This is a genomic window from Corallococcus sp. bb12-1, from assembly GCF_026626765.1.
GTDB classification, from domain to species: Bacteria; Myxococcota; Myxococcia; order Myxococcales; family Myxococcaceae; genus Corallococcus; species Corallococcus terminator.
The window spans coordinates 23,835-49,100 of sequence record NZ_JAPNJZ010000001.1 but is presented as its reverse complement, the minus strand read 5'-3'; the positions used below and the strand labels follow the sequence as shown (position 1 = coordinate 49,100).

The 25,266-nt window shown below is 70.4% G+C and carries 13 protein-coding genes; 9 read left to right on the top strand and 4 right to left on the bottom strand.

Features of this window, described 5'->3' with window-relative positions; translation table 11 throughout:
• Positions 1 to 43: 43 nt before the first annotated feature.
• Together OV208_RS00165 and OV208_RS00160 are read left to right on the top strand one after the other, a co-directional pair.
• The gene (locus OV208_RS00165; RefSeq protein WP_267571750.1) at positions 44 to 547 is read left to right on the top strand and encodes a MarR family winged helix-turn-helix transcriptional regulator; all 504 of its coding nucleotides are present in this window, start codon (positions 44 to 46) and stop codon (positions 545 to 547) included.
• Positions 534 to 1,871: a S41 family peptidase gene (locus tag OV208_RS00160; RefSeq protein ID WP_267571749.1), complete on the top strand. Its 1,338-nt coding sequence runs from the start codon at positions 534 to 536 to the stop codon at positions 1,869 to 1,871. The genes OV208_RS00165 and OV208_RS00160 overlap by 14 nt, the downstream gene beginning before the upstream one ends.
• 18 nt (positions 1,872 to 1,889) lie before the next feature.
• Here OV208_RS00160 and OV208_RS00155 read toward each other — a convergent pair whose 3' ends face one another.
• Genes OV208_RS00155 through OV208_RS00140 form a run of 4 tightly spaced genes read right to left on the bottom strand, consistent with a single transcriptional unit; the run spans position 1,890 to position 5,634 of the window.
• Positions 1,890 to 2,648 carry an ABC transporter ATP-binding protein gene (locus tag OV208_RS00155; protein ID WP_267571748.1) on the bottom strand — a complete coding sequence of 253 codons (759 nt, stop codon included), beginning with the start codon at positions 2,646 to 2,648 and terminating at the stop codon, positions 1,890 to 1,892.
• Positions 2,645 to 3,622, bottom strand: coding sequence for an iron chelate uptake ABC transporter family permease subunit (locus OV208_RS00150; protein ID WP_267571747.1), 978 nt, complete (start codon positions 3,620 to 3,622; stop codon positions 2,645 to 2,647). Before OV208_RS00150 ends, OV208_RS00155 begins: the two co-directional genes overlap by 4 nt.
• On the bottom strand, positions 3,606 to 4,664 hold the full coding sequence (locus OV208_RS00145) for an ABC transporter permease (RefSeq protein ID WP_267571746.1): 1,059 nt from the start codon (positions 4,662 to 4,664) through the stop codon (positions 3,606 to 3,608). Before OV208_RS00145 ends, OV208_RS00150 begins: the two co-directional genes overlap by 17 nt.
• A complete protein-coding gene (locus OV208_RS00140) occupies positions 4,627 to 5,634 on the bottom strand; it encodes a siderophore ABC transporter substrate-binding protein (protein ID WP_267571745.1) in 1,008 nt (335 codons plus the stop codon). Before OV208_RS00140 ends, OV208_RS00145 begins: the two co-directional genes overlap by 38 nt.
• Before the next feature lie 169 nt (positions 5,635 to 5,803).
• Between OV208_RS00140 and OV208_RS00135 the strand changes: the two genes are divergently transcribed.
• The 7 genes from OV208_RS00135 to OV208_RS00105 all read left to right on the top strand — a co-directional run bounded on the left by OV208_RS00135 (position 5,804) and on the right by OV208_RS00105 (position 25,266).
• The gene (locus OV208_RS00135) at positions 5,804 to 7,450 is read left to right on the top strand and encodes a glycoside hydrolase family 43 protein (protein ID WP_267571744.1); all 1,647 of its coding nucleotides are present in this window, start codon (positions 5,804 to 5,806) and stop codon (positions 7,448 to 7,450) included.
• Positions 7,451 to 7,474: 24 nt separating this feature from the next.
• Positions 7,475 to 7,942 carry a ribonuclease HI gene (gene rnhA / locus OV208_RS00130; protein ID WP_267571743.1) on the top strand — a complete coding sequence of 156 codons (468 nt, stop codon included), beginning with the start codon at positions 7,475 to 7,477 and terminating at the stop codon, positions 7,940 to 7,942.
• Positions 7,943 to 8,065: 123 nt separating this feature from the next.
• Positions 8,066 to 10,339: a S8 family serine peptidase gene (locus OV208_RS00125; RefSeq protein WP_267571742.1), complete on the top strand. Its 2,274-nt coding sequence runs from the start codon at positions 8,066 to 8,068 to the stop codon at positions 10,337 to 10,339.
• 160 nt (positions 10,340 to 10,499) lie between these two features.
• The gene (locus OV208_RS00120) at positions 10,500 to 12,893 is read left to right on the top strand and encodes a S8 family serine peptidase (RefSeq protein WP_267571741.1); all 2,394 of its coding nucleotides are present in this window, start codon (positions 10,500 to 10,502) and stop codon (positions 12,891 to 12,893) included.
• Positions 12,890 to 16,324, top strand: coding sequence for a DUF6603 domain-containing protein (locus OV208_RS00115; RefSeq protein WP_267571740.1), 3,435 nt, complete (start codon positions 12,890 to 12,892; stop codon positions 16,322 to 16,324). Before OV208_RS00120 ends, OV208_RS00115 begins: the two co-directional genes overlap by 4 nt.
• Positions 16,321 to 19,665: a hypothetical protein gene (locus tag OV208_RS00110; RefSeq protein ID WP_267571739.1), complete on the top strand. Its 3,345-nt coding sequence runs from the start codon at positions 16,321 to 16,323 to the stop codon at positions 19,663 to 19,665. Before OV208_RS00115 ends, OV208_RS00110 begins: the two co-directional genes overlap by 4 nt.
• Before the next feature lie 48 nt (positions 19,666 to 19,713).
• Positions 19,714 to 25,266, top strand: a complete 5,553-nt coding sequence (locus OV208_RS00105) for a hypothetical protein (RefSeq protein WP_267571738.1) — start codon at positions 19,714 to 19,716, stop codon at positions 25,264 to 25,266.

Here is a 25,266-nt window from a genome sequence, read left to right as displayed (position 1 = left end):
TGACCCAGACATATCCGTAAGTGATAACGGAGTTGTGGATGACGTGGCGAAACAGGGGACGGGGGCCTTCGGTTCGCGGCTGCGCCGACTGGTGGAGCGGCTGGACCGGGACGTCCACGCCATCTACCGCGCCGCGGGCGAGCGCTTCGAGCCGCGCTGGTACGCGGTCTTCACCGCGCTGCGCGAGCACGGGCCCCTGACGGTGGGGGAGCTGGCGCAGCGGCTGGGCGTCACGCACGCGGCCGTCAGCCAGGTGCGCACCGCCTTGGAGCGCGAAAAGCTGATCGCCGGTGCGCCCGACCCGCAGGACGGCCGACGCCAGCGATTGAAGCTCACCGCGCGCGGAAGGCAGACGGCCCAGCGGTTGGAGCCGTTGTGGGCCGCCATCGCGGCGGCGGCCACCCAGCTCCTGGCGGAAGGCGCGCCGGGCTTGCTGGCGGAGTTGGACGGGCTGGACGCGGCGCTCGACCGGCGCGGTCTGCGGGCCCGGGTAGGCGAAACCCTGCATCTGGATGGACTGGACGGAGAACCCGATGACGCTGAATAGACACGTGACCGTCGCGGTGGTGTCGCTGTTCCTCACGGGAGCGCTGCCCGCCCAGGCACAGCCCTCCGGTTCCAATACACACGCCGAGGCACCGGCCCGGCTCACGCCCGCTGAACGCGACACCGCCCTGGCCGCCATCACGGAGGCGGTCCAGAAGTCCTACGTCTTCCCGGAGAAGCGCGCGGCGGTGCTCGAACGGTTGAGCCAGTCCCGGAAGGAGGGCCGCTACGACGTGGACTCACCGTCGCTGCTGGCCGCGCGCATCACCGACGACCTGAAAAGCTCCAGCGGGGACCTGCACCTGTACCTTCAGCACGCCCCCGCGCGGTACGCCGCCGCGAAGGCCCCGAAGGGGCAGGGCGCGGACGCCGACGCGTACGGGCGCAATCAGGCCCTGCGGGAACACCACGGCCTCACCGAGACGCGGGTGCTGGCGGGCAACGTCCGCTACCTGAAGATCTCCAGCTTCCGCTGGACCCGGGACGAAACCGGCGTGGCCTATGACGACGCCATGCGGTTCCTGAAGGACGGGGACGCGCTCATCCTCGACCTGCGTGGCAACGGCGGCGGTTCACACGCGGCGGTGCAATACCTGGTCAGCCACTTCCTGGAGGAGGGCACATTGCTCATGACCTTCCACCGGGGCTCGGAGCCGCCGGTGCAGTCCCGCGCGCTGGAGCACGTCCCGGCGGGACGGATGAAAGGCAAGCCGCTGTATGTCTTGATTGACGGGGGCGTGGGTTCGGCGGGCGAGGACTTCGTCTACGACGTGCAACAGTTCAAGCTGGGCGAGCTGATTGGCGCCCGGACCTCGGGCGCCGCCAACAACAACTGGTTCACGCCCATCCCCCCGGCCTTCATGCTCAGCGTGCCGGAGGGCCGCCCCGTCCACGCGGTCAGCCAGACCAATTGGGACGGTGTTGGCATTGCTCCCGACGTGGACGTTCCGCCCGTCCAGGCCCTGGAGGTCGCGCACTCGCGGGCCCTGAAGGGATTGATGGCAGCGCCCACTCCCACGCCCGCGCAGCGCGCCGAATACACCTGGGCCCAGGTGGGCATCGAAGCCCGGCTCCACCCGGTGTCCATCGCACCAGCCCGGTTGAAGTCCCTGGCCGGTCGCTTCGGGGAGATGCAGGCCACGTTCCGCGACGGCGCGCTCTGGCTCGTGCGCGACCGGCGTCCGGACGCCCGCCTGACGCCCCTGACGCAAGACGGGCTGTTCGCGGTGGAGGGCAGCGAGCGCCTGCGCGTGCGGCTCACCGGAAAGGCCCTGGAGCTGTCGCGGCTGGGGGAGCCCGCGCCGGTCGTGCTCGCGCGAAGCTGAATCCGTCCACCGGCGGCGCTACCGGTAGTGGACGGCGATCCACTTCCCGTCGAGCTGGTGGATGGCGATGTCCAGGTCGTAGATGCCGCGCAGGACCTCGGTGCGCATCAACTCTTCCGCGTTGCCCTGGAAGGCGACCTTGCCCTCGCGCATCGCGATGATGTGGTCGGAGTAGCAGGAGGCGAAGTTGAGGTCGTGCAGGACCAGGATGACGCTCTTGCCCAGCGCATCCGCCGCGCGTCGCAATTCCTGCATCATGGACACCGCGTGCTTCATGTCCAGGCTGTTGAGCGGCTCATCCAGCAGCACGTAGTGCGTGTCCTGGCACAGCACCATGGCCACGAAGGCGCGCTGGCGCTGGCCGCCGGACAGCTCGTCCAGGAAGCGGTGGGCGATGGGCTCCAGGCCCAGGTGGTGGATGGCTCCTTCCACGAAGGCGCGGTCCTCCACCGTCGGGCGGCCCCGTGAATGCGGATAGCGGCCGAACGTCACCAGGTCGCGCACCGTCAGCCGCGCGGTGAGGTGGTTGTCCTGGCGCAGGATGGCCAGCCTCCGGGCGAGCGCATCCCCGGGCGTCTTCGTCACGTCCAGGTCGTCCACCAGGACCACGCCCGAGGACAGCGGCAGCAGCCGGCTGATCATCGACAGCAGGGTGGACTTGCCGGCGCCGTTGGGCCCGATGATGGACGTGACGCCGCGCTCGGGAATCCGCAGGGAGACGTCATCCACCACCAGGGTGTCTCCGTAGCGGCGGGAGACGTTCCGGGCCTCGATCATCGCAGGGCGCCTCGCATGAGCAGGGCGATGAACATCAGCCCGCCCAGGAACTCGATGATGACACGCAGGTTGGCGCCAAAGGAGAACACCTGCTCCAGCACCAGCTGGCCGCCCAAGAGGCCAATCACCGCGAGGAACACGGCGGCCGGCAGGATGTGGACGTGCCGGTGCGAGCCCACCAGCCCGTACGCCAGGTTGGCCACCAGCAGGCCGAAGAAGGTCACCGGCCCCACGAGCGCCGTGGACACCGACACCAGCACCGCCACCACGACCAGCAGCAGCGACACCGTGCGGCGGTGGTCCAGGCCCAGGTTGATGGCCAGGTCCCGGCCCAGCCCCAGGACATCACAAGCGCGCAGCAGGCCCAGGCCCAGGCCGGAGGCGCCCAGGGTCACCACCGCCGACACCGCGAGCAGGTCCGGATCCGGGTTGTTGAAGCTCGCGAAGAAGCGGTCCTGGAGGAAGGCGAACTCGCTGGGCGCGATGACGCGCTGGAGGAAGGTGGACAGGCTGCGGAACAGCACGCCCAGCACCACGCCCGTGAGCAACAGCAGGTGGATGCTCCGGCGCCCGCTCCAGAACAGCCACCGGTGTAGCACGCCGGAGAAGAGCACCATGACGGCGACCTCCACCGCGAACAGCAGCCGCACGTCCAGCGACGCCACCGTGGTGGAGCCCAGGAAGAAGAGCAGGCACGTCTGGAGCAGCACGTAGAGCGTGTCGAAGCCCATGATGGCCGGCGTCAGCACGCGGTTCTCCGTCACGGTCTGGAACAGCACCGTGGAGACCGCGATGGCGTAGCCCACCAGCATCACCGTCGCGACCTTGCGCCCCCGGAAGGGCAGCACGAAGTCCCACCGGCCGTTGGCGCCCACGGTCATGAAGATGGCGACGCACAACAGGGCCAGGCCTCCCAGCAGGAGCAGCCGCCGCTCGTGGCCCACGGGCTTGAGCGCGCTAGCCCACACGGGCATCCCTCCGCAGCAGCAGGTAGAGGAACAGCAGGCTGCCCACCACGCCCGCCACGGTGCCGACGGGAATCTCATACGGGTAGCGCACCACCCGCCCGGCGATGTCACAGAGCAGCACGAAGCCCGCGCCCAGCACCGCCACCCACGGAATGGAGCGCCGCGCGTTGTCGCCCATCATCAGGCTGACCAGGTTCGGCACGATGAGCCCGATGAACGGAATCATGCCCACGGTGGCCACCACCACGGCGGTCACCATCGCGACGAGGGCCAGCCCCAGCGCGACGATGCGCCGGTGGTTCAGCCCCAGGTTCGTGGTGAACGCCTCGCCCATGCCCGCGACGGTGAAGCGGTCCGCGACGACGTAGGCGACCACTGTCAGCGCGAAGGCGCTCCACAGCAATTCATAGCGCCCGCGCATCACGCTGGAGAAGTCGCCCGTGGTCCAGGCCGCCAGCGATTGCAGCAGGGAGAAGCGGTAGGCGAAGAACGTCGTCACCGCGTCGAAGATGGCCCCCAGCACCAGGCCGACCAGCGGCACGACGAGCGCCGAGCGCAGCGGGAGCTTGCGGAGGATGAGCAGGAACAGCGCCGTGCCCGCCAGCGCGAAGCCCGCGGCCACCAGCGTCTTGGCCAGGATGGGCAGGCCGGGGGCCAGCACCGTGACGGCGAGGATGCCCAGGCTCGCGGACTCCGCGGTGCCCGCCGTGAAGGGCTCCACGAAGCGGTTGCGCGCGAGCATCTGCAGGATGAGGCCCGCCACGCCCAGGGACATGCCCGACAGCATCAGCGCCAGGGTGCGCGGCACGCGGCTGATGACCAGCACCTGCGCGGCGCGGTCATCCCCGCCGGCCGCGAAGAGCGCGTCCCACGACACGTGGCTCACGCCAATCAGCAGGCTGACGACGGCGAGCCCGAGCACCCCGAGTCCGGCCACGACGAGGCGCGGCACGGCGTTCGAGCCCGCCTGCGCGAGGGCCACCGGCTCACGTCGTGCGAAGGGGCCCGAATCAGGGAGCGGGGGGCTGTCGGGGCTGAGCGTAGACATCGGCGATCTGTTCCATCAGGCGCCGCATCGACTGGATGCCTCCGCCGATGAGGTAGGTGTTGGCGGGCTCCAGGTAGACGACCTGTCCCTGCTTCCAGGCCGTCGTCTGGCGCACCAGTTCGTTGTCGAGCAGCCGCTGTGCGCCCCCACCCTCGCCGATGGCCGCGTCCCGGTCGATGACGAACAGCCAGTCCGGGTTCGTTTCCAGGATGAACTCCGACCCCACGGCCTCGCCATGCAGCGACGCCTTGAGCGTCGGGGCCGCCGGCGGGATGCCGAAGCCCTCGTGGAGCACCCCGAAGCGGGAGCCAGGCCCATAGGCGCTCATCCGCCCGCCTGTCGTCAGGATGATGAGGCCCCGACCCCGGGTCGCGGTGGTCTGCTTCAAGGTCGCGATGGAGCGGTCCAGGTCCTCCAGCAGGGCGCGGCCCTTCTCCTCCTTGCTGAACACCGCCGCCAGCCGCTCCGTGTTCGCCTTCACGGTCTCCAGGTAGTGCGCGTCGTCCGTGGGCTGGTCGATGGTGGGCGCGATGTCCTTCAGCTTCGAGTACCGCGCGCTGGAGCGGCCGCCGGTGATGATGAGGTCGGGCCGCGCGGCGTTCAGGGCCTCGTAGTCGGGCTCGAACAGGGTGCCGAACCGGGGGTACTTCTTCGCGTCCGCGAACTTCGCCAGCTGCCCGGGGAAGTACTCACCGGCCACCCCCTGGACCTCCACGCCCAGCGCGTCCAGCGTGTCCAGGGCGGCCAGGTCGAACACCACCACCTGCTTCGGGTGCTCCGCCACCACGGTGCTGCCCTGGCCGTGGGTGAAGGTCCGGCCCGCCGCGGGCGCCGTCGCCGCGGGCACGGCCACTTCCGGGGCGGGCGTGGAAGGGCGCGAGGCCCGCAGGGCGAAGACCGCGAGTCCAAGGACCGCGACGCCACCAGCGGCCGCGAGAAGGGGAGGGAAACGCCGGGGGGAGGTGCTCACGGGGTCGTTCAATCCAGGCTGGCTACTGACATCAAATGATTTTGATAATCAATATCGCGCTTGATATAGCGGATCGGAGCCGGACCGTCAAAGGTGGGACGACCTTGGCCATTGCGCCCTTGCGCCCTACCTGCTCTTTCTGGAATTTGAGGATTTCCAGGAGGAAGCCATGAAGCCCCTTCGCATCGTCATGTTGGTGTCCGCGCTCTCCACCCCGTTCGCCGGATGTGGAGGGGGGCCGGCCCCCGAGCCTGGCCCCGCGCCAGAGGCCGTTTCGACGGCGGCGCTGGCGGACGGCGACAACGCCCGGACGTTGCTGGTGCCGTGGCTGGCGGACCCGGAGGTCCTCAAGGAGAACGACGACCTGTTCTTCCTCACCGGCACAGGCAATGGGGTGGTGCTGCCGCTCTACGAGTCGAACGACCTCACGGCGTTCCGCTTCAAGCGCGACTACAATCCGTCGCAGGCAGACCCCACATACGACTACTGCTTCCTGTGGGCGCCGGACCTCAACAAGTCCAACGGCGCCTACCAGCTCCACTTCTCCGCGCACCGGGTGCCCAACGGCGCGGCGTGCCCTCCGGCCGGCCAGGAGGTGACGACCTTCGTCGCCACGGCGTCCGACCTGAACCTGAACTTCGGCGCGCCCCAGCCGCTCAACGCCAACACGACGTTGCCGCGCACCTCCACCGTCCCGGGCTGCCTGCCGCAGGGCTGCAACCGGAACATCCGCATCGACGCGGCGACGTACAACGACACCTCGGCGCGCTGGTTCTTCTATGTCTGGTTCGACCGGGGCAACAACATCTCCTCGTTCAACACCGCCGCGCCGGGCACCGTCTACAACCACGCGGGGCCGGCCGTGTTCGCGACGCCTGCCCATGAAGAGGGCATCAACGAAGCCCCGGAGGTCTTCAAACGCAATGGCATCTACTACCTGCTCTTCAGCGGCGGTTGGTACAACAGCCAGTATGCCATGTATTACGTGATGGCGGACTCCATCCCCCAGCTCACGCGGGCGCGCGCGGTGCGGCGGCTGTCCCTGCCGCTGCGCAACTCCGCTGGCAGGCTGGTGCAGAGCCACGGCCACAACGTCATCGTCGAACGACGGGGGGAGTACTTCAATGTCTTCCATGTCGGGGCCTTCGACACCGCGGGCAATCTCACCTCGCGCAGCACCTACAAGCAGCGCGTCGGCTTCAAGCCTGACGGTGCGATGACCTCCCTCAACCAGGTGAGCGTCCGCTGGAACAAGCTCAATGGCTACAGCTACTCGCTGGATGTCGTGCTGCGCGATGGGACGGTGGTTGGGCCGTGCAGCTCCGTGGCGCTCCTGGGCCAGTCCAACAAGACCGTCTTCGACGGCGTGTGCCGCAGCGCGGGGGACCGCGTGGTGACGAAGGGGGACATCGCGGCCTTCCGCATCTTCTATGCCTTCAACGGCGCCTGGGGCGCCTTCGTGGAGAAGGCGTATGACGGCATCTCCGACGACGTCTCCCTGGAGCTGCCCGGGGGCTTCACGCCGTTCGTGGACCTGGAGTGGAGCGAGACGCAGACGAACGCCCAGTACTCCATCGACGTGCAGCGGCGGGACACCGGCGCGTGGATTGGCCCCTGCATCGGGGTGGCGGCCGTCAACAAGAGCCTGGCCTGGAGCTACCAGGGACGCTGTGACACGCCGGGCATCAACGTGCCCGCCTCCAACATCCAGGCCTTCCGCATCTGCTCGGCGGTGAATGGGGACTGGGCGCATCCGCGCTGCGGCGCCGCGGCCTATGACGGCCGGAGCCTGCACTCGCGCATCGTCATCCCTTGAGCGGCGCGGTAGGGTGCGCGTTCGATGTCGCTCCCCCTCGTCCACATCTACTGCGACGGCGCCTGTTCGCCGAACCCCGGCCTGGGCGGCTGGGGGGCCATCCTCATCGCCCCGGAGCGGCAGTCCTACCGCAAGGAGCTCCAGGGCTCGGAGGCGGACTCCACCAACAACCGGATGGAGCTGACGGCCGCGCTCGTGGCGCTCAAGGCCCTGAAGATGCCGTGCCGCGTGCAGGTGTTCACCGACTCCAAGTACGTGTGCAACGCCTTCGAGGCGAAGTGGCTGGACAAGTGGCAGGGCAACGGCTGGCGCACGTCGGACAAGAAGGCCGTGTCCAACGCGGACCTCTGGCGCGAACTGCTGGAGGCCGTTCGCGGCCATGAGGTGTCCTGGCACTGGGTGCGGGGCCACTCGGATGACGTGGAGAACAACCGGGCGGATGCGCTGGCCGTCGCGGCCCGGCTCGAACTGGCGGCCCGGCTCGGGCGGTAGCGGGCGCGGGCGGTCCTCCCCCGTGCCGCTGGGGGAGCCCTGGAGGGAGGGCTCCTTGACCCTCCGCGTTTCGCGTCCCCATCTTTCCCAGGCGTGCTCGAACGCGTGCGCCGGGGGGGCGTCATGAACTCGAAGCTGTCACCCGAGCTTCGCCGTCGGACGGGGGCCCCTGTGGACCTCGCGGTCGAGTTCACCGGCCCCCTGGACGACCTGAAGGCAGTCGGGTTCAGGGTGCGCAGCGTCGTCTCCCACCCGACGCAGGGCTACCACATCGCCACGGGCTCATTGCCGCCCGAGCGGCTGGAGGCCCTGGGCGCCATCGAGCACGTGGTGCAGGTGGAGGGGCCCCGCCGGATGCGCCCCCAACTGGACTACAGCGTTCCCGAGGTCCACGCCGACGCGGTCCACACCGGCACCCCGCCGTACCTGGGGCGGGGCGTCATCATCGGCATCATCGACACGGGCTTCGACTGGCGCCATCGCGATTTCGCGACCGCGCCGGACCAGTCCCGCATCCTCGCGTTGTGGGACATGCGGCTCACGGCGGAGGCGACGGAGACCGCGGGGCCCGGTGACGTGGGCGTCGTCTACGAGCAGGACGTCCTCTCCCAGGCGCTCCAGCACGACCAGGGGCAGGTGCGCAGCGTGGACCCGCGGGGCCACGGCACCCATGTCGCGGGCATCGCCGCGGGCAATGGCGTGCCCGCGACCTGCTGTCATCCTTCGAAGACGTACGTCGGCGTGGCACCGGCGGCCGACCTCATCCTCGTACGGTACGAGGTCGCGGAGGATCCCGAGCTGGGCGCGAACGTGCGGCTCATCGAGGCCATGGACTTCATCTTCACCCGCGCCGCGAGCACGGGGCAGGCCGCCGTGGTCAACATCAGCCAGGGGGACAACCTGGGCGCTCACGATGGGACCTCGACCGTGGAGCTGGCCATCGACGCGTTCCTGGCCAACCAAACGGGCCGCGCCGTGGTGGTGTCCGCCGGCAACGAGGCCGGCACACGCCGACACGTGCACAGCAGCGTCTCCAGCAATGAGACCGTGGAGGTCGAGTTCTCCGTCCTGGACGGTCACGACTCCGACGCCGTGCTGGATGTCTGGTACGCGCGAGCCGGCACGCTGAACCTCCAGGTCGTCACCCCGGGCGCCTCCAGCGACCCGGTCGACCACGGCGACGACGACAGCTTCGTGGCCAACCCCACCGACGCGGAGGACCGGCAGGTGGTGGTGGACATCACGGGCACCATCAACGGCGCGCACGGACGCGACAACAACTTCCGCATCACCCTGACCCAGCCCGACACCGGGTCCCTGCCGGGAGGGGAGGGTTGGAAGCTGCGGCTCATCAACCCGAACGCCGGGGCGGTGCTGTTCCATTGCTGGATCGACCGGGGCGTCCATGCCCCTAAATTCCTGCCGGTGAAGAATCCTCCGGACGATAAAATCCGGGCTTCGTTCCTCTCCACCCTCACCGTGCCCGCCACCTCCGCGAGCGCCATCAGCGTGGCCAACCACGCGTCGCGCACGGGCTGGTGTGACTGCTTTCCGTCCACGGGGATCGTCGATTCCTCCAGCAGGGGCCCCGTGGCGCGCGACGCGACCGCCAACCCCAAGCCGGACCTCGCCGCGCCCGGCCTGAAGATCCGCTCGGCGAAGGCCGACGCAGCGAACCAGACGGGGCATTGCTGCTCCTGTTGCCCCGACGCGTGCTGCTGCCTGTACCAGGACATGGATGGCACCAGCATGTCCGCGCCGCACGTCGCGGGGGCCATCGCGCTCATGCTGGAGAAGAACCCCACGCTCACCCGCGCGAAGATCCTCGAATACCTCCAACTGTCCGCCAGGCCGCCGCCGGCCGGGGAGTCCCGCACGACTTGGGGCGCGGGCAAGCTCGACGTGCGGGCCGCCATGGACCGAGTGCCGGCGGGCGGTGGTGGTGGCAGTGGCGTTCGCGCGGTGCCACGGATGGAGGACGCCCCCGCGTCGCGCGAACCCCCGCCCGCGCTGCGCATCCTCCGGGCGCGGTTGATGGCGCTGCCGGAAGGGGAGGCGCTGGCGGCGGCGGTGAGCCGGCACTTCAGCGAGGTGCGCCGGTTGATCAACACGAACCGGCGCGTGGCCACGCTCTGGCATCGCGGCAGCGGGCCCCGGATGTTGCGCTGCCTGCTGGATGGCGCGTTGGACCCGGAGGCGCCCGCCGCGCTCGGGACCGAAGCCCAGCGCGCCTACCTGGAGCGTTGGTGTGGGCTGCTCGCGCGCCACGGTTCACCGAAGCTGCGCGCGAGCCTGACCTGTCACCGGGAGCGGGTGTTCGCGCTGCTGGGCTCGCCCCTGGCCGCTCAGGTCCTCCCTGATTTCAAACACAGTCATCCCCTGACGATGAATGACTGACACTCGGTGGCCCTCCAGGGCTGCCTTGGAGGGCGTCCCGGTGGTAGGGCGCCTTGACCCTCCAGGTTTCGAGTCTTCATAGTTTCCCCTGATTCAGCGTGTCTGCCGATGCGCGTGAGCCGTGCCACGTGTGTGCGGTTGCATGCGCGCCGGGGGCGTCATGAACTCGAAGCTGTCACCCGAGCTGCGCCACCACGTGCGGGTGCATGCCGCGCGTTCGAGGGCCGCGCGGGGGGATGCGCTCGCGAGCGCCCTGGTGGAGCCGTTCGGCGCGGAGCCCGGTCCGGTGGGGCTCGCCATCGCGTTCACGGGCTCCCTGGAGGACCTGAAGGCCGCCGGGTTCCAGGTGCGCAGCGTCCTCTCCCATCCGACGCGGAGCTTCAGCATCGCGACCGGCACGGTGATGCCCGAGCACCTGGAGGCGCTGGCCGCCATCGAGCACGTGGTGGAGCTGGAGGGTGACCTCCGGATGCGCCCCCAGCTCAACTTCAGCGTCCCCGAAATTCGCGCTGACGCGGTCCACGTGGGCCCGGTCCAGTACCGGGGCAAGTGCGTCATCGTCGGGGTCATCGACTCGGGAATTGACTGGCGCCATGCGAGCTTCGTGACGCCCGCCGGCGACACCCGCATCCTCGCCTTGTGGGACATGCGGCTCACCGCGAACGCCACCGAGCAGGCCGGGCCCAATGGAGTGGGGGTCCTCTACGACCAGTCCCATCTCAACAGCGCGCTTCACGGCGACCCGGGGTCGGTGCGCAGCCTGGACGACGAGGCGGGTGACGAGGGTGGACATGGCACCCATGTCACCGGCATCGCCGCGGGCAATGGCATCCCCGCGACCTGTTGCCACACCGGAAAGACCTACGTCGGGGTGGCGCCCGAAGCCGACATCGTCTTCGTGAGGTATCCGCTGTCGCTGGGGGCCGAGTTCGGCGCGAGCAGCGGGATGATCGCGGCCCTGGGCTTCATCTTCGAGTTCGCCAAGGGCGTGAACAAGCCCGCGGTGGCCAACATCAGCCTGGGCGCCAACCTGGGGCCCCACGATGGGACGTCGCTCCTGGAGCAGACCATCGACATGTTGATGGCGGACGCGCCGGGACGCGCCGTGGTGGTGGCCGCCGGCAACGAGACGAAGGAGCGCACGCACGTCCAGGGCAGCGTGCCCGGTCATGGAAACGTGGAGGTGGAGTTCTCCACCCGGGATGGCTTCGAGTCCTTCGCTCAGGTGGATGTCTGGTACGCGCGCGCGGGCACGCTGAACCTGGAGCTCATCGAGGGCTCCACGTCCCTGGGCACCACCCTGCACGGGCAGGACGGCATCTACGTCGCCAACGACCATGACGCGACCCGGTTCTTCCCGGTGGTGGTCGACGGCACCATCAATGGCCTGTACGGGCGCGACAACAACTTCCGCATCCGGATGCAGCGGCCCCGCTCCGGCAACATCCCGACAGAGGACTGGAAGCTCAACCTCATCAACCCCTCCGCTACCGCGGTGACCTTCCACTGCTGGATCGAGAGCGTCACCCATCAGCCGGTGTTCCTGGCGCAAGTGAATCCGCCCGATGGGAAGGTCCGCGCCTCCGCCGACGCGACGCTCACCATTCCCTCCACCGCCGCGACCGCCTTCTGCGTCGCCAACCACGAGTCGCGGACGGACTTCTGGAATTGCTTCCCCTCCACCGGCATCCGCGATTCCTCCAGCCGGGGCCCCGTGGCGCGCAACGCGGCCGCCAACCCCAAGCCAGACCTGGCGGCGCCCGGCTTGCAGATCACCTCCGCGAAGGCGGATGCCGCGAACCTCCCGGGAAACTGCTGCTCCTGCTGCCCTGACGCGTGCTGCTGCCTGTATCAGGACCTGGACGGCACCAGCATGTCGGCGCCCCATGTCACGGGGGCCATCGCGCTCATGCTGGAGCTGAATCCCCGGCTCACGCGCGAGGGCATCTTCAAGCACCTCAAGGCCTCCGCGCGCCCTCCACCCCCCGGAGGAACTCCCGAGACGTGGGGGATGGGCAAGCTGGACGTGCAGGCCGCGATGCAGAGCGTCTGGGCGGAGAGCGGATGGGGAAACGATGCTTGTGCGAGCAGCAGTGGCGGCGGCGGAGGAGGGGGTGGTGGCGGTGGCCTGTCGGGGATGTCGCTGGCGGAGATGCCGCGTGCTTCCGTGCTGCCGCCCTCGCTGCGCATCCTCCGGGCGCGGTTGCTCGCGCTGCCGGAGGGGGAGCTGCTGGCCTCGACGGTGAGCCGGCACTTCAGCGAGGTGCGCCGGTTGATCAACACGAACCGCCGCGTGGCCACGCTCTGGCATCGCGGCAGCGGGCCCCGGATGCTGCGCTGCCTGCTGGACGGCGCGTTGGATCCGCGGGCGCCCGCGGCGCTCGAGGCGCAAGCGCAGCGTGAGTACGTGGAGCGTTGGTGGGGCCTGCTCGCGCGCTACGGCTCGCCGAAGCTGCGCGCGGGCCTGGTCCGGCACCGGGAGCGGGTGTTCAATCTGCTCAGCAGTCCGCTGGCCGCTCAGGTCCACGCCTTCTCACCGGAGGTCGTGCAGTGAGCCAGGACTCCGCTGGAACGCTGGAGCTGCTCGCGACGGAGCTGGCGCGCATCTTCCGTCCCCTGGCGCAGCGCGTGGAGGCGGGGACGGCGGACTCCGTCCTCGAATGGCTGGGCCTTCGCCGGCCGCTGGGGCTGGCCCAGACGGACGCGCTGGGAGCCGCCATCGATTCGCTGGCCTCGGCGGCCACGCAGCTGCCGACGCTGGTGGAGCAGCTCGTCGCCGCCATCGATGCCGAGGATGCCGTCGCGGTGGCGAACACGGGGCGGGCGCTCATCGAGCGCATCGGGCTCCTGGTGGAGGCGGCACGCACCACGGCCGACGCGCTCGACTCGCTCAGTGCGAGTTCGACGGTGCTGACGCCCGCCCAGCGCGCGGAGCTGGCGGGGTTCGCGAGTGCCTTCGCCTCGAAGCTGTTGCAGCGACTCCTCGTCGACTACCTGGAGGACCGCTTCCCCCAGCTCACGATTCCGCTGCTCGCGGCGGGCGCGATGGAGATCGAGCAGGTGGAGTCGGGCGCCCCCGACACGTTGCAGGGGGCCTACACGCGCAAGACGCTGCACTTCGACCGGATGGCGCGGCTCTTCACGGACCCCACGGGCCTCCTGCGCGACGTGCTCAAGTGGGGGGCCCCGGACTTCGACGGGCTGGCGCTCTTCGGTGCCTTGCAGGCGCTGCTGGAGACGCAGTTCAACATCCCCGCGCAGCTCCTCCAGCCGTCCGGGCAGCCGGCCTCGCTGGAGGCCTTCGCCTTCAGCGCGGAGGTGAACCCCACCCTCGTTCCGCCGGGCCTGGACCTGAGCCTGCGGGTGCCGGGGGCGCTGTCGCGCTCCGACGTCATCGACGCGGGGGACTGGCAGGTCTCCATCGATGCGCAGGTGCAGTCCCCGGTGGACTTCACGCTCACCCTGCGGCCGCTGTTCGACGTCTCCGTGGACGACGGCGTGAGCGTGGCGGATGTCCACGCGGCGTTGAGCTTCGCGCGCGCGCCGGGCGCGGACCCCTTCCTCCTGTTGGGCGAAGCGCGTGGCTCCCGTCTGGAGGTGCAGGGGCCGCAAGCGGCCGTGACGCTGGATGCCCATGTCGCTCCCGCCACGGGCCCCGTCACGGTGTCGCCCGGGCTCGCGGTGACCCTGCATGGGGGCCGGCTGCTCATCAGTGGCGAAGGCGGGGATGGCTTCCTGTCGACGTTGCTGGCCGGCCAGAAGTTGGATGCGAACTTCGACGTGGGCATGACGTGGAGCCCCGCGAAGGGTGTGGCCTTCACGGGCAGCGCGGCGTTGGAGATCGCCATCCCCGCGCATGTCTCCCTGGGGCCGCTGGACATCTTCAACCTCTACCTGGTGGCGGGGCTGGAGTCCGACGGCTCCATCCCCGTGGAGCTGTCGGCCGGCTTCAAGGCCGGGTTGGGTCCCCTGACCGCGTCCGTGGACCGGATGGGCCTCCTGGCGACGTTCACGTTCCCGGATGGCGGCGGGAACCTGGGGCCGGCCGACCTGGCGTTCGCCTTCAAGCCACCGGATGGCGTGGGGCTGGTGGTGGACGCGGGGGTGGTGAAGGGCGGCGGTGCGCTCTTCCTCGACGTGGAGGCCGGGCAGTACTCGGGAGCGCTGGAGCTGGTGTTCGCGGATGTCATCGGCGTGCACGCCATCGGGCTCATCACCACGAAGAACCTGGACGGCACCCCCGGGTTCTCGTTGCTCATCCTCCTGACGGCGGACTTCGGCAGCGGCATCCAACTGGGCCTGGGCTTCTCACTGCTGCGGGTCGGCGGCCTGCTCGGGCTCAACCGCACCATGAACCTTACGGCGCTCATGGAGGGCGTGCGGTCCGGCGCCATCGAGAGCGTGATGTTCCCGCAGGACGTGGTGGCCAACGCGCCGCGCATCCTGAGCGACCTCCAGGCGCTGTTCCCCCAGAAGCAGGGGACGTTCCTCGTGGGCCCCATGATGGAGCTGGGCTGGGGCACGCCGACGCTGGTGAGCCTCTCGCTGGGCCTCTTCATCGAAATCCCGGGCGACGTCGCCATCCTCGGGGTGTTGAGCGTCATGCTGCCCACCGTGGACGCTCCGCTCCTGGTGCTCCAGGCGAACTTCGCGGGCGCCATCGAGTTCGACCGCGAGCGGCTCTACTTCTTCGCGTCCCTGTTCGAGTCCCGCATCCTCTTCATCACGCTTGAAGGGGAGATGGGCGTGCTGGTCGCGTACGGGGACGACGGGAACCTCGTCGTGAGCGTGGGCGGCTTCCACCCGCGCTACACCCCGCCGCCGCTGCCCTTCCCGACTCCCCAGCGCGTCGCCATCACGCTCATCAACAGCTCGACCGCGAGGGTCCAGCTCCAGGGCTACTTCGCCGTCACGCCGAACACGTTCCAGTTCGGCGCGCAGGCGGACCTCTTCTTCGGGGTGGACTCGGCCAAGGTGCAGGGCCACATCACCTTCGATTCGCTGTTCCAGCGCGCGCCCTTCTATTGCTCCATCGACATCTCCGCCACGTTCTCGCTGAGCGTGTCGGGGCTGGATCTGCTCAGCGTCCGGCTGACGGGTTCGCTGGAGGGCCCGGCGCCGTGGCGTGCGCATGGCAGCGCGTCCATCTCCCTGCTCTTCTTCGACATCTCGGTGGACGTCGAAGTCACCTGGGGCACCTCCGAGGACACGAGCCTGCCGCCCATCCTGCTGCTCCCGCTCATCCTGGCGGAGCTGGACAAGGCGGACAGCTGGCGCGCGCTGCTGCCCCAGGGAAATTCGCTGCGCGTCTCGCTTCGCCCCCTCCCCCCGGGGCCGGAGCTGGTCCTCCATCCCGTGGGTGTGCTGCGCGTGTCGCAGCGCCTGGCGCCGCTGGCGTTGACGTTGGATCGGGTGGGGGCGCAGCGGCCGGCGGACGTGAACCGCCTGGCCCTGAACGTGGTCACCGGGGGCCTGGAGAAGAAGGCGGACGCGCTGGAGCAGTTCGCCCCCGCGCAGTTCCAGGACATGGGGGACGCGGACAAGCTGTCGAGGCCCGCCTTCGCTCCGGAGCCGGGCGGTGTCGAGCTGTCGGGCGCGGGGCAGGTGCTCAGCTCCAGCCGGATGGTCAAGCGCGTGGTGCGCTACGAGCTCATCATCCTGGACTCGAACTTCAAGCGCTTCGCCCAGAAGTTCTACGTCTTCACCGCGCGGCTGTTCAGCTTCTTCCTGCGCGGCTCCAGCACCGCGCGCTCGCCCCTGTCCCAGGCGGTGAGCAAGCAGCTGCGGCCGTTCCCGGACCTCATCACCGTCCAGGCGGAGACGTACACGGTGGCCTTCCAGTTGGACAACCGCGCGGTGTCCACCGAGTCGGAGCGCTTCCTCAGTGAGGCGAGCGCACGGGACTGGATGACACGCAAGGTGGCGGCGGATCCGGGCCTTGTGGACCAGGTGCACGTCATTCCCTCCTTCGAGAAGGCCGTATGAGCCCACCCCTGGCGACGTACTCGTTCCTGCCCTGGCTGCGCAGCGGACTGGCCAACCAGATAACCAGCGCGGACGAGGACCCGAGCGTCCAGGTGCGGGCCCAGGTGCAGGTGCGGCTGGAGCTGGTGGGGACGCGGCCGGATGGCACGACCGCCACGGCGCCGCTGGAGCGGCAGGTGTCGCTGTTCGGTCCGGGAGACATCCAGGGCATCGAGCCGCGCGCCATCGTGCGCACGGAGCCCCGGGCGTGGATCACCAACTTCGAGCCCAACCACCTGCCGCTGGTGGAGTTCTACGACGAGGACTTTCCCTGGCGGTACACGCCCGCGGCCCCGGACGCGGCGAAGGGCCGGCTGCGTCCGTGGCTGATGCTGGTGGTCCTCACGGAGGCGGAGTTCCGCGACGGCGGGGACCTGGCGGGCAAGCCGTTGCCCTATGTGGAGGTGGACGACCTGTCTGTCTTTCCCCCCGCGGATCAGCTCTGGGCGTGGGCGCACGTCCACGTGAACCGCTCGCTCGCGGCCAGTGACGGCGAGTTCACGTCCAACGACATGGGCGCGGTGCTGCCCCGGCTCCAGGCGGTGCTGGACGAGAACGCGGACCTCGCCTGTTCGCGCATCGTGTGTCCGCGAAAGCTCGCGGGCAACACGGGCTACCACGCGTTCCTCGTGCCGGTGTTCGAGTCGGGGCGCCTCTCCGGCCTGGGCCTGGACCCCGCGCTGAGCCCCCACGCGACGTTCTCCGCCTGGGCGCCCGGCTACCCCAGCGGCACGAAGCAGGCCCCCACGCAGTTCCTCTACTTCTACCGCTGGTACTTCCGCACCGCCGACGAGGGCGACTTCGAGACCCTGGTGCGGCTGCTCAAGCCCCGGCCGGTGGACACCCGCGTCGGGCGGCGGGACCTGGACGTGTCCGACCCCGGCTCGAACGTGCGGGGGCAGGTGGATGCCACGCTCGGCGGCGTGCTCAAGCTGGGCGGCGCGCTGCGCGTGCCCCGGGAGGACTACACGCCGGAGGAGTTGGAGTGGGTGGACCGGTATGAGAACTGGGCCACGCCCTTTCCCCGGCCGCTGCAACAGGATCTCGCCGCGCTGGTGGACCTGGCGGACGACTACGCGGAGGCGGTCGCGGCGGACGCGAACGCGGGCACCGGCCTGGGCACGGGTGTGGAGGACAACCCGGATCCGCTGGTGACGCCGCCGCTGTACGGCATGTGGCACGCGCTGACGAAGCGCCTGCTCACGGAGCGGGATGGAACGCCGGTGACGCCGGTGGACAACTGGGTGCACGGCCTCAACCTGGACCCCCGGCACCGGGTGACGGCGGGCTTCGGGACGCGCGTCATCCAGGAGGGCCAGGAGACGTACATGGAGGCCGCCTGGGAGCAGGTGGGCCAGGTGCTGGAGGCCAACCGGCGCATCCGGATGGGACAGTTCGCGCAGCAGGTGGGGCGCGTCTGGTTCGACCGGCAGCTCACGCCGCTGCTCGGAGAGAGCCATGAGCGCACGCTGCTGCTGCTGGCGCCGCTGACGAAGCGCGTGCTCGCGAGCCCCACCACGGTCAACGCCGTGCTGCGCGAAGGAAGGGTGCAGCCCACGATGGTCTCCGGTGCCTTGCGCCGGGTGGTGCGGCCTCGCGGGCGGCTCGTCCGCTCGCTGCCGTTCGATGCGGGGCGTCCGCTGAGCGGGCTGGTGGAGAGCGTGAACGCGGGGACGGCGAGCGCGGCGCCGCCCCGGGTGTCGCCGCCCGGCGTGACGACGTTGGATCAGGTGGCGTCCTCCGTGAGGCCCCAGGGCGTGCCGGGGTGGCTGCTCCAGTTGTTGCTGCGCTGGCCGTGGTTCGTGTGGGCGCCGCTCGTGCTCGCGCTGCTGCTGGTGCTGCCCGTGCTCGCGCTCTCCCCTGTGCTCGCGCTGGTGCTTGGTGTCCTGCTCGTCGCGGCGGGGCTCGCGGTCCGGGCGGTGTTCGTGCGGTGGGCCCGTGACGCGCGTGTCGCGAGCGCGCTGAGTGAACAGGGGCAGACGCCCGAGTCCGTGGACCGGCTCCCGGGCAGCGCCGACTTCGTGCTGGCCGGGACGGGCACTTCGGCGTCGGCCACGATCGGCGGCGCGGACAACCCGGAGGCCGTGCGGTTCAAGACGGCCCTGCATGACGGGTACGCGCTGTTGCAGGTCAGCGCGGAGGCGGGCGCGGTTCCCGTGCGCATGCGGCAGGCGTTGACGACGCTGGTGGGGGGAATGCTCACGAAGCTGGATCCGGCGCTGACGGTGCCCCGCCGCGTCCTCACCGGCCTGTTCCTGCCGCCGCGCATCCTCTCCGAACAGGTGCAGCCGTTCGTGGAGGCCATGGCGTATCCGGTCATCGACGCGCCCATGTACAAGCCGCTCGCCGCGCTCTCCTCCGAGCTGTTCCTGCCGAACGTCAACTTCATCGCGCAGAACAGCATCACGCTCCTGGAGACGAACCCGGCGTTCATCGAGGCGTACATGGTGGGGCTGAACCACGAGTTCGCGCGGGAGCTGCTGTGGCGCGAGTTCCCGACGGATCAGCGTGGCAGTCCGTTCCGGCAGTTCTGGGACGTGTCGAGCTGCTTCGACCCGACGCAGCCCGACGACGAGGCCCTCAAGGAGAAGCTGCGCGACATCCCTCCGCTGGACCGCTGGGCGCTCGACTCGAAGCTGGGCGACCACGACGCGCGCATGCCTCCGGGGGACACGGACGCGCAGGCCGTGCTCGTCATCCGGGGTGAGCTGCTCAAGCGCTATCCCACGGCGGTCATCTACGCGCACCGCGCGGCGTGGCAACGCAAGCCGGATGGCTCCATCGACCCGAGCCAGGAGCGCCTCCTGGCGGTGCTGACGGACGCGGAGGAGGCGAACCCGCCGCGCACCAAGGTGCGCACGCCGCTCTATGACGCGAAGGTGGATCCGGACATCTACTTCTTCGGGTTCGACCTCACGGTGTCCGAGGCCCGGGGCGGCACGGGCGAGAACCCCCAGGACGACCCGGGTTGGTTCTTCGTCATCAAGGAGCGTCCGGGCGACCCGCGCTTCGGGCTGGATACGGACGCGCCCTCGCAGCTCAACGTCTGGAACGACCTGTCGTGGCAGGACGTCCAGCCGGGCGCGGTGGGCAGCTACATCGACGTGTCCCCCGCGACGCCCACGCTCACGCTGGTGCCGCCCACCGGACCCGAGGCCGACGAGAAGTCGGAGCAGTACGCGGATGACCTCCACGTGTCGTGGAGCAGCGACATGAGCGCGGCCGACGTGGCCTACATCCTCTTCCAGACGCCCGTGCTGGTGGCCGTGCACGCGAGCGAGATGCTCACCCCCGCTTCATGACGCGCGCCCTCCGGTGCGCGCTCGGACGACGACGAGGCAGGACGGACCATGGTCGGATTCGGAGAGTCGAGAGACCGGTTGCGAACCGCGCGCGCGGCGTTGGAGGGAGGCCAGCAGCAGGTCGCCTCCGCGCGCGACCGGGTGGCCCGCCTGGATGCCGTGCTGGCCGCGCTCGTCCGGACCCTGCGCGCGGACGACGTGGAGGGCCAGTCGCGCAAGCGCTCTCTCGAAGTGGAGCGGGCCGTGGCGGCGAAGGCGCTGGAGGAGGCGCGCGCCGGGCTGGCACAGGCAGGCGAGCAGGAGGCCGCCGCCTCCAAGGACTTCGGCGCCTTCACGGATCCACGCAGCGCGGTAGGACAGCTCGATGACGGGGTGCCCATCCTGCTCTTCCCCGTACGGCTGGAGACGCGCTTCAAGCCCGGCTCCTCCCCGAGTGCAGCCGCATCCCCGGAGCTGTGGGTCCGCGTCTATCCCGACGATGCGAACATCGACACCTTCGAGCCCACGCTCACGGATGGAGAGCTGACGAGCGTCCGGCGCTACTGGCCCGCGGTGTGGGCGGCGGGTGGCGTGGAGGCAGCGCTGCGCGCGGCCTGGCGCAACCTTGTGGCGAGCCACGGGTCGGGACGCGCGGAGTGGGTCGTCCAGCAATACCGACCGCTGGGGACGGCGCCCACGAAGGGCTCGGCGGACGATGTCCTCCTGGTCATCGCCACGGAGTCCCCGCTCGCGGGCGTCGAACTCGGCGCGCTCGCCACGTACTGGCGCGCGGTGTGGCTGGCGGAGGGCGACGCGGCGGCGCTCGCCGTGGCACAGGCCCACCTGGAGGCGTCGGTGGGCGGCGCGGCGCGAGCGCAGGCCCTCATCGCGGGCTGGCGTCCCTTCAACCTGGATGCCCTGCCTGGGAGTTCACGTCGCAAGCAGGACGTCGTCTGCACGGTGGTGCAACTGACGCTGCCTCCCGCCGCCTCCGTGCCGACGAAGCCCACGGCCTGGTCGCGCGCGCCGGTGGCCCGGCTGCTTCCGGACCGCTTCGTCTTCATCGGGGAGTCCGCGCAGGAGGCGCCCGTCGTCGTCCTGGGGGCGCCCGTGCCCGCTTCCCTGATGACGGGACCGGACCCGTACGCGGCCCCCGCGGATCAGCTCCGGCAGGAGGCGGGTGAGGTCCAGGTGCCGCCGAGCCTGCGCTGGATGGTGGACTTCCCGAGCGCGGTGGCGGTGGGGATGGGCCTGCGCGTTCCCCTCACGTCCGTCCAGGCGACGCTGGGGTTTGATCGCGTCCTCGTGCTGGGGCTGCGGTCGAGCGCGGATCCCGCCTCGGCGCAGGCCGAATTGGAGACGCTGCTGGAGCACCACCGGCTGGGCACGAGCGGCCTGACGCTGCTCCCGCAGGGCACGGCGACGAACAACACGGATGATGCTCCGTCCGCCCTGTCGCGCGGGGATGACGCGGACGCGAGCTTCGATGCGCTCTTCAAGGGCGGCACGGGCTTCCCGCTCGAATCTGACCCGCTGGAGAAGCGGGATGGCCAGTGGCTCGCGGAGTACCTGGGCGTGTCGCCCTCGACGTTCGCCCGGGCCCGGAACGGAGCAGGGCGGGACCAGGCGGACGCGCGCGCGATGAACGTGGCGCTGTGGCCGGCGACGCTGGGGTACTGGATGCAGACGATGATGCAGCCGGTGTTCCCCCCAGAGGTGGTGGACCCGCTGCGGACCTTCTTCACGCGCTACGTGAGTGGACGGGGCGCGGTGCCCGCGCTGCGCATCGGGCGGCAGCCCTACGGCATCCTGCCCGCGACGGCGTTCTCCCGCATGGCGTGGTGGGGGAAGGCAGGACGGACCGACTGGCAGCGCATCCTCCCGGGCCTCTATCCGGTCCTGCGCAGGATGGCGGGGGACTGGGCGCTGCTCGCGCAGGAGGTGTCGTTCACCGGGCGCCAGGGCGCGGAGCCCTACTCCACGCTGCTGGACATCGTCGGGCTGCACCCGACCTCCGCGGAGCTGTCCACGCGCTACGCGCAGAGCGTCACGCAGTTGCGCAACCACCTGGTGTTCCTCGACGCGAGCTTCCTGTTCCCCACGCTCCAGCAGGCCCCGCTGCGAGGCGGCGCTCCCGAACTGCTCACGCGGCTGGGCTACACGGGACAGGCGCTGCCGCCGCTGCTCCAGAAGGTGTTCAAGGGGCACCAGGAACTGCTCGCGGGGCCCCTCATCGACGACCGTCCGCTGTCCGAAACGGACCGGGTGCGCGCGTACACGCCTGATGGAAGCAACTACCTGGAGTGGCTGGGCGACGCCGCGCGCACGTCGCTGGACGCGCTCTACCAGCAGGACGGCTTCAAGGACGCGACGCCCCCCTCGGCGCTCCTGTACCTGATGCTGCGCCACGCGCTCCAACTGGGCTACCACGATGGCAGCGTGCGCGCGCACCTGGAGGTGGGCCTCCTGGACGCGCCGGGCGCGATGGCGGCGCGCGACGACGCGGCCTTCCTCCACGTGCACCAGGCCCCCGGCATCACCAGCGAGAGCCGGTATGCGCTGCTCTACAAGGTGGCCCCACAGGTGACGGGCAGCAACACGGTGCGGGTCGCGGACTGGCTCACGGCGAAGCTGGGCCAGGTCTCTTCCACCGCGTACCTCGCGGAGCAGCTCGCGGCGCTGGACCGGCTGTCCGACGCGTCCACCGCGCGGCTGGAGCGTGCGTTCATGGAGCACGTGGACCTGTGCGCCTACCGGCTGGACGCCTGGATGCTGGGACTGGTCCACGTGCAGTTGGAGGCGATGCGGAACCTGACCGCCACCAAGGCGGGGCCACGCCAGGGCGTCCACCTGGGCGCGTATGCGTGGCTGGAGGACGTGCGGCCCAAGGTGGGGGCGCTCACGGCGGTGGAGCTGGAGCCGGGACTCGCGGACATCTTCCAGCGCCAGGGCGATTCTCCGCTCATGCGCGACAGCACCAACCACGGCTTCATCCACGCGCCCTCCCTGAACCAGGCCGTCGCGGCGGCGGTGCTGCGCAACGGCGACCTGTCCAACGCGACGCCGACGAACCGGCAGGCCCTGGCGGTGAACCTCACCTCCGAGCGCGTGCGCACGGCGCTGGCGTTGCTGGACGGCGTGCGCCAGGGCCAGGGCCTGGGGGCGCTCCTGGGCTACCAACTGGAGCTGGGGCTGCACGACCGGTACGGGCTGGCGGAGGTGGACGCGTTCATCTTCACGCTGCGCAAGGCTTTCCCGCTGGGCTCGGACCGGATGGCCTCCACGCTCACGGCGCAGGACGTGCCCATCGAAGCGGTGGAGGCGCGCAACGTCGTGGACGGGCTCGCGTTGGTCCGGCACGTCCAGGCCACCGGGAACGCGGGCTATCCCTTCGGATTGCCGCTGCCTTCCGCGAGCCCTGACCAGACCGCCGCCATCGACGCCGAGGTCCAGCGGTTGCTGGACAGCCAGGACGCGGTCGCGGACCTGGGGTTGGCGGAGAGCGTGTACCAGACGGTGCTCGGCAACCCGGAGCGCGCGGCCGCGGCGTGTGACGCGTTCAGCGCCGGTGGATCCCTGCCCGAACCCGACGTGGCGCGTACGCCGCAGCGGGGCGTGGGCCTCACGCACCGCGTGGCCGTGCACCTCGAAAGCGGACTCGACGCCACGACCTCTCCCGTCCCCGGGCTCACGATGACGCCCCGTGCGCAGGCGGAGCCCGCGCTGAACCAGTGGCTGGCGTCACTCCTGCCGGACCTGACGCAGGTGGGCTGCACTGTGGCGTTCCTCGATGCGGGCTCGGGTGCGGAGGCCGTGCGCACGGTGACCCTGCACGACCTGGGGCTCCAGCCGCTCGACTGGGTGTTGACGGTGCGCACCGACGGTTCCCAGGCGATGACGGAGCTGGACGACCGCGTGCTCGCCTTCGCCAGGGACCACTTCGCTTCACGCCCCGCGACGCCCACGGTCATCCGGTACCTGGAGAAGGGGACAGCGGCGTACAGCGTGTTCGAGGTGCTGCCCCAACTGCGGGCCCTGCGCAGGCTGGTGACGCTGTCGCGCCCGCTGCTCGCCACCGACGGGACGCTCGTCAACGTGGCGGCGAAGGACCAGGACGCCACCGCGTCGGTGGAGAGGACCCGCATCTCCCTTCCCCGGACCGCGCTCCAGCAGACGCGCGACGTGCTCGACGCGCTGCGGGCGACCCTGGAGGCCGCGTTGGGGAACCTGCCGGCCAGCCGTCCGGACATCCTCGCGGCGGTGGACGGGTGGGCGGATCAGCTCGTGGCGGGACTCGACCTGGGGGCGCGGTTCGCGCTGCCGCAGTCGGGCTGGGGCTTCGTGCAGGACTTCCGCACGGAGGTGTTCCAGGCGGTGCTGCGCAAGGCCGCGGAGCGCGTGACAGTGTGGAACGGGAAGCTGGCGGAGTTCGACGCGCTGTTGCTCGCGGACGCGGCGCTGCCGCCGGGGACCCCCGACGCGACGCGGCTCCCCCCGCTGCGCGAGGCCTTCTGGCGCGTGTCCGCGGACCTGACGGCGGCCGTGCCCGCCTCGGCCACGGCGCTCCGCGCGGAGCTGGCCACGAGGCGCGCGGCCTTCGTCGCCCGGCGCGACGCGCTGGACGCGCTCCAACAGACATCCCGCACCCGGGTAGCGCCGCTGCTCGCGGACGCGCAGGCGCTGCTGCCGCTCTCCGCGTTCGACGTGACGGCGCTGGACTTCGACACCGAGGTCGACCGCGCGGTCCGCTTCGTCAAGGACGCGGTGCGCGTGTGTCAGGCGGTCGTCAAGCAGGCGGATCAACGGCTGGCGGCGTCGCAGGCGCTGCTGGACACGCATGATGCGTCCGCGGATCCCGTGGTGCGCGTCCAGGCGCTGGTGCGGGCGGGCAACGTGCTCCTGGGCGAGGAGTTCGTCGTGGTGCCGGAGTTCACCCTCACGCAGGCGCAAGGGACCGAACTCGAACAGGCCTCCGCGTACAGCGCCAGCGGGGAGCTCTTCCGCTACCTCACGGACACGGTGCCGGTGGACTTCCCCGTGGACACGTGGCTCCACGGCGTGGCGCGCGTCCGCGAGAAGCTCCACGCCTTCGAACAGGTGACGTTGCTCGCGGGGGCCTTCGACAGGCCGGAGCCGGAGCTGACGGCGTTGCAGGTGCCGGTGCTCGCGGGGGACCGCTGGGCGGCGTTGCAGGTGCCCCCTGACTTCGATCCGGCGCAGGACCGCCTGCTCTACACGGCCCACTTCTCCACGCCCTTCGCGAAGGGCCGCCCGCAGTGCGGCCTGCTCCTGGACGAGTGGACGGAGGTCATCCCCGCGCGCGAGGCGACGACGGGGCTGGCGTTCCACTTCGACCGGCCGAACAACGAGGCGCCGCAGTCCTTCCTCCTGGTCACTCCCCCTGAATTCCGAGGCGCGTGGCAATGGGCGGACCTGGTGGACGCGCTGGATGAGACCCTGGACCTGGCGCGCTCACGCGCGGTGGAGCCGGTGCACCTGGAGGGGACGGCGTACGCGCAGCTGCTGCCCGCGACGGTGATGGCCTCGACGGTCAACCAGCTCACCATCTCCGCCACGCTGGCCCTCAACAACGGTGTCCTCACGCTTTCGAACGGAGGTTGA

Excerpts from the sequence above, each read along its gene's own strand:
- OV208_RS00160 (WP_267571749.1), top strand. The coding sequence starts at position 534 with ATGACGCTGAATAGACACGTGACCGTCGCGGTGGTGTCGCTGTTCCTC.
- OV208_RS00155 (WP_267571748.1), bottom strand. The coding sequence starts at position 2,648 with ATGATCGAGGCCCGGAACGTCTCCCGCCGCTACGGAGACACCCTGGTG.
- OV208_RS00150 (WP_267571747.1), bottom strand. The coding sequence starts at position 3,622 with ATGCCCGTGTGGGCTAGCGCGCTCAAGCCCGTGGGCCACGAGCGGCGG.
- OV208_RS00145 (WP_267571746.1), bottom strand. The coding sequence starts at position 4,664 with ATGTCTACGCTCAGCCCCGACAGCCCCCCGCTCCCTGATTCGGGCCCC.
- OV208_RS00135 (WP_267571744.1), top strand. The coding sequence starts at position 5,804 with ATGAAGCCCCTTCGCATCGTCATGTTGGTGTCCGCGCTCTCCACCCCG.
- rnhA (WP_267571743.1), top strand. The coding sequence starts at position 7,475 with ATGTCGCTCCCCCTCGTCCACATCTACTGCGACGGCGCCTGTTCGCCG.
- OV208_RS00125 (WP_267571742.1), top strand. The coding sequence starts at position 8,066 with ATGAACTCGAAGCTGTCACCCGAGCTTCGCCGTCGGACGGGGGCCCCT.
- OV208_RS00120 (WP_267571741.1), top strand. The coding sequence starts at position 10,500 with ATGAACTCGAAGCTGTCACCCGAGCTGCGCCACCACGTGCGGGTGCAT.
- OV208_RS00110 (WP_267571739.1), top strand. The coding sequence starts at position 16,321 with ATGAGCCCACCCCTGGCGACGTACTCGTTCCTGCCCTGGCTGCGCAGC.
- OV208_RS00105 (WP_267571738.1), top strand. The coding sequence starts at position 19,714 with ATGGTCGGATTCGGAGAGTCGAGAGACCGGTTGCGAACCGCGCGCGCG.